Here is an 8,591-nt window from a genome sequence, read left to right on the forward strand (position 1 = left end):
CGCTCACGCTCGGCATGATCCTGCTTGTGCCCCTCGTCCTCATTGCGATGGCGCGCATCGACGAGATCGCAGCCGTCGCCTTCGGCCGGTCGCCGCAGCGGCTGCTCAGCAAGGGCAAGCCGGTCGAGAACGTTCCCGAGAATTACTGCCCAAAGGTCTCGATCCACATCCCCGCTTATTTCGAGCCGGTCGAGATGCTCAAGCAGACGCTGGATGCGCTGTCGCGGCTGAACTATCCGAACTACGAATGCGTGGTCATCATCAACAACACGCCGGATCCCGCGTTCTGGCAGCCGATCCAGGACCATTGCCGCGCGCTCGGTGAACGCTTCAAGTTCATCAACGCCGAGAAGGTGCAGGGCTTCAAGGCCGGCGCTCTTCGGATTGCGATGGAGCGCACCGCCGCCGATGCCGAGATCATCGGCATCCTCGACGCCGACTATGCCGTCGATCCCGACTGGCTGAAGGACCTCGTGCCTGCCTTCGCCGATGCGCGTGTCGGCCTCGTGCAGGCGCCGCAGGAGCATCGCGACGGCGATCTGTCGATCATGCACTACATCATGAACGGCGAATATGCCGGCTTCTTCGACATCGGCATGGTCCAGCGCAACGAGGCCAACGCCATCATCGTGCACGGCACGATGTGCCTGATCCGTCGCGCGGCGATGGACATGGCCGGAGGCTGGTCGTCCGACACGATCTGCGAGGATTCAGATCTCGGCCTTGCGATCCAGGAACTCGGCTGGACCACCCACTACACCAATCACCGCTACGGCCAGGGCCTCCTGCCCGACACCTACGAGGCCTTCAAGAAGCAGCGTCACCGCTGGGCCTATGGCGGCCTCCAGATCGTCAAGAAGCACTGGCGCTATTTCCTGCCCGGCAAGAGCCGGCTGACGCCCGACCAGAAGCGCGAATATGGCCTGGGCTGGCTGAACTGGCTCGGCGCGGAAAGCCTCGGCGTGGTCGTGGCGCTGCTCAACCTCGTCTGGGTGCCGATCGTCGCCTTCGCCGACATCGCCATTCCCGACAAGATCCTGACGCTGCCGATCATCGGCGCCTTCATCGTCTCGCTGGCGCACTTCCTGTCGATGTACCGCGCCCGCGTCGCCATCAAGCCCGGACAGATGCTCGGCGCCATGATCGCGGCGATGAGCGTGCAATGGACGGTCTCGCGCGCGGTGGCGCAGGGCCTCATCACCGAGCACATCGCCTTTGCCCGCACCTCCAAGGGCGGCCTGTCCCGGATGTCGATCGAGTTCCAGGCGTTCTGGGAGGCCGTGATCGGCACCCTGCTCCTGATCGGCGCGGGCGTGCTGATCGCCACCAACAGCTACCGCCAGATCACCGAAATCTACATCTTCGCCGGCGTGCTGGTGCTGCAAAGCCTGCCGTTCCTGGCCGCGGTCGCCATCGCCATCCTCGAGCTCAGCCGCATCAACTCGTTCCAGTTCTGGCGCGACAGCGCGATCCGTACCGCCGAGCTGATCGGCCTGCGTCCGGTCGCGCTGCCGGCCCCCGGCACGCCGCAGCCGGTGCCGAACGAGGTGCGGCGGGAAACCCAGTGATTGAGGCTCCGCGATAGCCTTTGGACCTCGTGATTAAAAGACACGTGGTCTTCGGCGTGGATGACGGCCCGCCAATTCGGGTTGAGCTTTCCGCCTTAAGCGGCGGAAACCGCGCGCAAATCCCCGCCCCTGCCGCGTCTTTCGGCAACCACCCAAGCTATTGACCTCAGCGCCCCATCCCCCTACACAGCGCGGGCCGAAAGCATGATCCGGAAACAGCCGGTTTTTCCCCGCGACGCCAGCTTGAGCGCAGCGGCAAGACATGCTTCTCGAATGTCCGACCACGATGGCGATCTCTTTAAGCCATCAGCGGCCATGGGAGCGCGTAGCTCAGCCGGTAGAGCACGTGACTTTTAATCACGGGGTCCTGGGTTCGAGCCCCAGCGCGCTCACCAAAGGCCGGATCGACAGCTTAGCCGACAAGACCAACCGAACCGAAAAGCTCTGTGTGGGCCCCGTGTTGGCGAATCGATTGCGCGTGAACATGAAGAACATTCCTGCGGAGTTTAAGGACATACCCGCGACGGTTGCGCGTTATCTCGACGCGTGGGCGCAATCATCACGGAGGCACGCGGACGGCCGAGCAGTGAAGAACATGTTCGGCAAGATGCGCGAGATGGGCTTGCAGGGCGTCGTGGTCTACCGCCACTGCGGCCATCACGTAGCGCTGAGCGCCGATCGCTGGTGTCTGATATCGAGCCGCGCTTTGTCTACGCTGGCTGTGGCAACCGCTGAGCCGATGAGGCCCGGCAAGGCCGATGGTCCGCCTATCGCGGATGACGCGCAATCCCCGGCATAGGATCGCTTCGCGTTGTCCAGGCTCCGCGATCATCCCACCCTGATCTGGTTAAGATTGTTCATTCCCTTGCAGGGGAAAATTTGCCTCTGTGCGCCTTGATGTGGCTCGCCGTCAGGAGGCTATGGAGGCGTATAGCGATGGGACAAACGACCCGAATTTTGAAGCGGGCAAACGTCCTGCCCGATCTCCTGAAAATGCTTCAGGAGCTCGAGGAGCTGAGAGAAAGGGTTCGGCTCGCCGAGGCCGCCCGCGTGTTGCACTAGACCTACGCGAAAAGTCCGCATCCCCTTCCGGAGGGCGCTTTGGCGCGTCAGTCCCACAGCCCGAGAACACGGTCTCCGAGCGGAGTGTCGTTCCATCTCGACATGCGCTGACGTCTAGCGACAGCGGGTTTCAAAAAATCGCACTTTTCTGTCGCTGGTCCGTACTTGCCGCTGTAGAAGCGCACCCGACCGGGGACTTCTGACCTGCTAATTGCGCTTGAGCAGAGCTGAGAAGCACCTCCCCCTGCGACCTCGTCGCGCGCGAACTTCGGAAGGTAGCGCGGCGTGAGGCTAAAAACGCAATCGACGTCTCCGGACTGAGGAATGTACAATTCGACGACGGCCGGTCGCGATTTCGACGCCGAGCATGGTTCGCGCTCTAGTTCATGCGCAATAGAGCTCTGGTAGCTCGTCGCCGCAAACGAGCGTGCCAGATTCCGATAAAAACCCCAGTAGTCGCCCCGAGATGAACTCCCCGCAGCATCCGCCTATTGTGCCCTACCCCTTCAGGCATTTTGGCGATGGTCTGCGCAGCGAAAGACAGCCCGCCCGTTCTGATCTGCTCCAAGTGCGGACGGCCGATGACGTTCTTGGCGACGCTTCCTGCCATCCTCAATCTGCCTGCAGTCCATGCTTTCCAGTGCCGCCCCTGTCTGCGCGTCGACACCATTCCGCTGGCATAGCACTCGGCGCCTAAGTCGGTTTGAGCTCTTGCAAAACCCGTCACTCGTTGCGATCAGCGCCGCTGCGATCCGCCATCGGTTATCGGAGCAATCCTCAAAAGGCAGCGAAGTGGCCGACCGACTTGCCAGCGATGGGTTTCGCAAGTGCTACACCCGTAACGCGCCAATCCGAATCTCTCGAAGCTCAACCTGCTCAAGCCGTGCAACGCGTGTGCAACGCGAAGATTGTCCCCGCCTTTATAAGGCGGGAACGGCACCATCTCTGCCAAGTTATCCCGCTACCGGAGGTAACTGAAGGAGGTAGACATGCCGGTATTCATACTCTGGGCCGTCCCTACGGTGCTCGTCATCGGCGGCGTCGGCTACTATTTTCTCCGCGTAGTTCACTAGTTGAGTATTTTGGCCACGCTCGAATGCTGATGACGGTTGCCAAAGTCTAGCCGGCATTGGCATTGCCGGAAGCCCGGCGTCGACGTCATTGCCCGACGCTGGGCGGCCGCGCCAGGCGCCTCTTTGGCCGATCGGATTTTGCCGACGATGATTTGAGTTTAGCAGTCCGGTGGATTGATGCGGCCGGTTTGCGGTCGGCGCTACGCATCTTTTGCATTTGCTCAGCCGCGATCACGCGGGAGCGCAGATTTTCTAACTCGGAAAGCCCGGAAGCAAGCTCGTCGAAACGCTGTTTCAGCACAGCGGCGTGATCACCAGTGCCCATTGTACGCCCCCTGGGCTACTCGAAGATCGACCGAGACAACCGGGAAAACTATGCAAATCGGAAATGCGGTGGCGAGGGGACAGTTCCTATTGAAAGTGCCGCGCCGTAGGCGCGGGCGTGCGCTGCAAAAGGCTCAACGCCCCCTATCGCGAACGCGCAGAAGGTCAGATTCACGGGGGATCGAGCGGGCTCCATTGCCAGTGACGGCCCCGGCTGTGGGGGCTTCTGGGGTGGAGGCCGGGGCCGCTGGAGGTGCCTGGACCTTTTGGGAAGGGCCGAAGCAAGCGTAGACTAGGAAAAAGCGGCAATCACTTCTGTTCGCTTTCGTACATTGCCTGTACCATTCCATTTGCGGGGAACGGAGCAATTGCCGATGAAGGACTATCTCGTCCAGATCGAGAAACTTCGGAAAGATGCGGCCGAATGCGCCCTGATCCGCGATTTGGCAACCGATCCAGGCAAGCGCGAATTGTTCGACCGGCTTGCAAGCCACCTCACGGTCCTGGCTGACCAAGTTGAAATGGCCATGCTCGAGCGGAAGACCGCGACTGCCCCGTCTCGGCCCTAGAAAGGCGCGCCGCTTATTGAAAGACACGCCTGCGGAAGGCTGCGCCTGCCGATGCTGCGAGATTTTCTGAGCTCGCCGTTCGCCCAGGCCCGCCCCCAAAAACCCGCTGACAACCCGCCGGAAACGTGTAGGATTCACCAAAACCGGAGGAACGGCATGTTTGAAATCAACGGTTTCGACACGGCGGGCGTCGTCAGTCTCAAGCGGCTGTCACTCGCCGCCGCCCTCAAGAAAGCCAAAGAGCTTACAGAGGACGGGTGCTGGGACGTTCGGGTCGTTGATCCCGCCGGCCGGATCTACACCTCGTTTGAAGAGCAGGCCGCCTAGCCGCCCCGCCATTCGAGCCATCACCAGCCTCCGCTTCCGCGGCTATCCGCCTCGGCCGACGTTTGACGAGGCGTTGTTCAGCCAGCGCAGCGTTGCATCGTCGCTCCAGCCAGGGACGGCAAAGCGCGCCGGCGGAGTTGCATTCGCGCGGGGCCGGTCCACCGCAGGATGGCGTGCGCGGGGGTGATGCACCGGCGCGGCGTTTGCGGAGGTGCACAGCGCCAGCAACAGACCCATGGCAATAAGAGCGCGCATCGCAGCAACTCCAATCGAGCAATCGCCCGCTGTCATCTGATGCCCGATCGGCTCACCACAACCGATTGCGGCTTCACAAGCAGGAGAGAAGCGCGGGCACCTGCGCTGGTGCAAGCAGCTCGCAACTGCCGCGCGCCATGCCATTGCCAGTCAACTCGTTTGGGAGCAGGCTCTCTCGAGGCGCTCAAGACGCCGCACAGGGAGCGAACCATGAAGGAACACGGCCTGGATGGCCGCCACCGCGACAAGGATGGCGCGATCGGCAAGAAGCACGGCAACACGCTGGTCGGCACGTTGCGCAAGATTTACGGAAGAGGTTTTGCGGCCGGCTATCCCGATACGACTGAGCTCAGCGAGGTCCTGCTTCAGCTGAACGAGACGTCGCTGAGCCAGTTGCGTCGCGATCACGACACCGGGCATCTGCAGCACAAGATCGACCACGCCGCGAAGTGACGGACTGTCGGACCTGACGGCCAATTTCGGCTCGACTCGGTCAATCCGGAAGTTGGTCGTCAGCTTTCCGGAGCAGCCGTCGCAGCCGGCACACTCAGCGGGGCGCCTCCGACCGAAACGGGACCCAGGGGCTTTGCTTCCCGAACCATCCGCTTGCGCATCGCGGCGGACAGTCCGTAGCGCGCATGCGCTCGTCGGATGGACGAGGTGACGTCCGACGTCGTCGTGTTTTGCAGCGCATCGATCTTCGCCATCAACGTGGACAGCTGCGACGAGATCTTCCTCACGTCGACCCGCTCGTCCGTGATGCTCTGCCGCAGCGACAGCAGCACCATCGAATCCTGCTGCAGCATAACCGAGTTCTGGTCCGTTGCCTGATTGGTCTGTTGCAGTAACGCGGTGTGTTGCCGCTGGGCCGCCTGAATGTCCTTCAACGCAGCGATAACGGGATCCGGCTTTGGTTCGGACGCCTCCAAACGCGGAAGCAGCTCAGCCAGCCTGCCGACATTCAGCGAACTAAAATCGGAAGGCGATGTGTAGATCGCCGCCGCGCCGTTGATGGCCAGGGCACAGACCGACAGGGCCAGGACCGATTTCCGGCTGGACCGTTTGATCAGGGCTGGAGCTTCGGAGATTTCGGGTTCGTCCGCTGCTGCGGCGGCTGCAAGTGCTGCAGCGTCGAGTTCCTCGGCGAAGCTTTGCATTTCGAAGGTCGTGGTCATTTGCATTGACCCCAGTGAGCGAGCAACAGGAAACCGCCCCTGGACCGTCCTCGCGACGACCCCTTGTACGCAGCACCCTTACACAACTGTCTAAAATTGTGAGCATTTCCGATTAATTCCACGTTAGCGGCCGAGCACGCCGCCCCCGGCCGACTACGGGGGACCGTGCGAAGAGGAGGCGCTACGCTGACATTGCCGTAGGGTCGGCAAAGCGAAAGCGTGCCCACCGCTTCGATCGCCGGGGCTTGGATGCATGGTGGGCACGGCGCTTTGCGCCTTTGCCTACCCTACGGCAGCCGTTCCTAAGTCCGCATCCTGACTAGCGGATTTCCCGAAGATGGCATCATGCCACCGTTTTGCCCGACAAAGCAAACGGGCGTTGCCGCCGGATTCAAAACACCTTGCGCCAGCAGCACTTAGCTACTGTGCATGGGGTTGTTTTCGCATTTTGATGCGCTCTCCCCTCATCGAGCACTCGGAACAGCTCCTCCATCCGCTCGCAGATTACAAATCTGGTCCTATCGGGCTCGTAGCGCGTTTGCGCGACAAAGTCGTTCGCCGCTCGACCTGGGCCTTGGCATCCAGCACCTTGTCTCCAGCTCGTGCGGCTCGCTGCTCTGAAAGGGTCGAGCCTCTCCCTGCCAGACCAACCGAACCAACGCCGCTGTTTCCCTGAGCCTGTGTTGCCGGCCGGAATCTGTTTTGGGAGGACGCCGAACCAGTGGCCGTTTGATCCTCATTGCTCGTGCCGCTCCCAATCGCGCCGATCGGCAGGCCATTTTGAGCGTGACCAGCCCCGGCATTTCTCGCGGCCTGAGCTGCCGCCCGCGACCTTGCGGGCGTGGCGGGCTGAACGTTCGGATTGGTCGGTTGGCTGTTGGTGCCCAGATCGCCGCCGGCGGCGCTGTCCTTTGTCCCCATCCCCGCGGGTGCGGAAGGACCTGCATTGCCCGCACTCGTCCCCATTCCAGAAGGCGCCGAGCCGCCAGCGCTACCCGGCCCGGTTCCCATGCCAGCTCCTGCCGACCCGGCATTTGCGCCGCCTGCTTGCACCAGGGCCAACAGACACGAGCTTGCGACAATCGCGATGATTGGAGGAATGGCATGTGACATCGGACAATCTCCTTCGCCACGCCCCAACTGACTATAAGGGTGGAACAGGGATTCCGCTACGAATTCGCAGTTGTTCGCGCTGACGAACGCGCGAGCCCCTCACCCCTCGTCCAGGACCTCGAACAACTCCTCGACCCGCTCGAATGGTGCATCCTGCATCTTGGCGTAATGGACCACGCGGTCGCCGTCGCGTTGAAGCGACCTTCCCTTCGACTTCCGCAAGCGTCCGGGCAGGAACGTCGCGGCCGCAGCTTCAGGCCCGACGTCGAGGCGGATGATACCTCTGCGCTTGCACTCCAGCCTGAGCCTGGCTGCGGCGAAGAAGTCGCGCGCGACCTTCGGCAACGGGCCGAAGCGGCGGGAGGTCTCCTCTTCGAGGTCTTCGAGGTCGTCTTCGTCCGTGCATCTTGCGGCGCGCGCATAGAGTTCGAGCCGCACCGGCTCGGACTGCACATAGGTCTCGGGCAGCATGTCCGCGACCGGCAGGTTCAGGTCAGGCACCCACACCGCCTGCCCCTCATCGAGCTTCTCCGAGGCCATCTTCAGGAGGTGGCTGTAGAGCACCGGCCCGAACACCTGGACGTGGCCGGATTGCTGCTCCGAGAACAGGTCGCCCGCGCCTCGCAGATCGAGGTCGCGCTCGCTGATGGCAAAGCCCGCGCCGGGCCGGCTGAACTCTTCGAGCACCGCCAGCCGCTTCTCGGATTGTCCGGACTGCGTCTCGGTCAACAGATGGGCGAAGGCGCGGATGCCGCCGCGGCCGACGCGCCCGCGCAGCTGATGCAGCTGGGCGAGGCCGAACTTCTCCGGCCAGCAGACCACGATGGTGTTGGCACGGGGGATGTCGAGGCCGCTCTCGACGATGTTGGTCGCGAGCAGCACGTCGGCCCTGCCCTCGACGAAGCTCATCATGCGGTCGTCGATCTCGTCGGCCGCTAGTCTCCCGTGCAGGCAGACGATGCGCAGGTCCGGCGCCACTGCCTGCACCCGCGCCAGCATCGGATCGAGATCCTGGATGCGCGGACAGATCAGGAAACTCTGGCCGTGGCGGCGCTGCTCACGCAGCAGCGCGGAGGCGATCGCCGCATCCGACAGCGGCGCGATCCTGGTCGCGACCGGCAGGCG

Annotated in this window: 8 protein-coding genes and 1 tRNA gene; 6 read left to right on the top strand and 3 right to left on the bottom strand. The window is 62.7% G+C overall.

All coding sequences use genetic code 11. The features are described from left to right. The 3 genes from IC66_RS0122380 to IC66_RS42625 all read left to right on the top strand — a co-directional run. Window positions 1-1,568, top strand: a 1,568-nt coding sequence (locus IC66_RS0122380) for a glycosyltransferase (RefSeq protein WP_157158077.1), incomplete at its 5' end; no start/stop codon positions are given. Between the two features lie 319 nt (window positions 1,569-1,887). Next, window positions 1,888-1,963: transfer RNA gene (locus IC66_RS0122385), tRNA-Lys, on the top strand. Between the two features lie 83 nt (window positions 1,964-2,046). After that, on the top strand, window positions 2,047-2,367 hold the full coding sequence (locus IC66_RS42625) for a hypothetical protein (RefSeq protein ID WP_049806601.1): 321 nt from the start codon (window positions 2,047-2,049) through the stop codon (window positions 2,365-2,367). Between the two features lie 1,421 nt (window positions 2,368-3,788). Here IC66_RS42625 and IC66_RS46365 read toward each other — a convergent pair. Next, entirely contained in the window at window positions 3,789-4,028 is a 240-nt protein-coding gene (locus IC66_RS46365; protein WP_131233202.1) for a hypothetical protein, read from the bottom strand. 373 nt (window positions 4,029-4,401) lie between these two features. On the opposite strand from IC66_RS46365, the gene IC66_RS0122405 reads away from it, so the two are divergent. The 3 genes from IC66_RS0122405 to IC66_RS0122420 all read left to right on the top strand — a co-directional run bounded on the left by IC66_RS0122405 (window position 4,402) and on the right by IC66_RS0122420 (window position 5,631). Continuing rightward, the gene (locus IC66_RS0122405) at window positions 4,402-4,596 is read left to right on the top strand and encodes a hypothetical protein (RefSeq protein ID WP_028144539.1); all 195 of its coding nucleotides are present in this window, start codon (window positions 4,402-4,404) and stop codon (window positions 4,594-4,596) included. 156 nt (window positions 4,597-4,752) lie between these two features. Then, window positions 4,753-4,923: a hypothetical protein gene (locus IC66_RS47765; protein ID WP_162832273.1), complete on the top strand. Its 171-nt coding sequence runs from the start codon at window positions 4,753-4,755 to the stop codon at window positions 4,921-4,923. Window positions 4,924-5,388: 465 nt separating this feature from the next. Then, window positions 5,389-5,631, top strand: a complete 243-nt coding sequence (locus IC66_RS0122420; RefSeq protein WP_028144537.1) for a hypothetical protein — start codon at window positions 5,389-5,391, stop codon at window positions 5,629-5,631. 59 nt (window positions 5,632-5,690) lie between these two features. Here the strand turns inward: IC66_RS0122420 and IC66_RS0122425 are convergent, their stop codons facing one another. Together IC66_RS0122425 and IC66_RS0122430 are read right to left on the bottom strand one after the other, a co-directional pair. Next, a complete protein-coding gene (locus IC66_RS0122425; protein WP_038949113.1) occupies window positions 5,691-6,359 on the bottom strand; it encodes a hypothetical protein in 669 nt (222 codons plus the stop codon). Window positions 6,360-7,565: 1,206 nt separating this feature from the next. Beyond that, a partial coding sequence (locus tag IC66_RS0122430; protein ID WP_038949114.1) for a TRCF domain-containing protein occupies window positions 7,566-8,591 on the bottom strand: 1,026 nt, incomplete at its 5' end.

The sequence above is a fragment of the Bradyrhizobium genomosp. III genome (genome assembly GCF_000261705.1).
Taxonomy (GTDB): domain Bacteria; phylum Pseudomonadota; class Alphaproteobacteria; order Rhizobiales; family Xanthobacteraceae; genus Bradyrhizobium; species Bradyrhizobium ottawaense.

What these genes read in the sequence shown, in the direction of transcription:
- IC66_RS46365 (WP_131233202.1), bottom strand. Translation starts at nt 4,028, where the DNA reads ATGGGCACTGGTGATCACGCCGCTGTGCTGAAACAGCGTTTCGACGAG.
- IC66_RS0122405 (WP_028144539.1), top strand. Translation starts at nt 4,402, where the DNA reads ATGAAGGACTATCTCGTCCAGATCGAGAAACTTCGGAAAGATGCGGCC.
- IC66_RS47765 (WP_162832273.1), top strand. Translation starts at nt 4,753, where the DNA reads ATGTTTGAAATCAACGGTTTCGACACGGCGGGCGTCGTCAGTCTCAAG.
- IC66_RS0122425 (WP_038949113.1), bottom strand. Translation starts at nt 6,359, where the DNA reads ATGCAAATGACCACGACCTTCGAAATGCAAAGCTTCGCCGAGGAACTC.
- IC66_RS0122420 (WP_028144537.1), top strand. Translation starts at nt 5,389, where the DNA reads ATGAAGGAACACGGCCTGGATGGCCGCCACCGCGACAAGGATGGCGCG.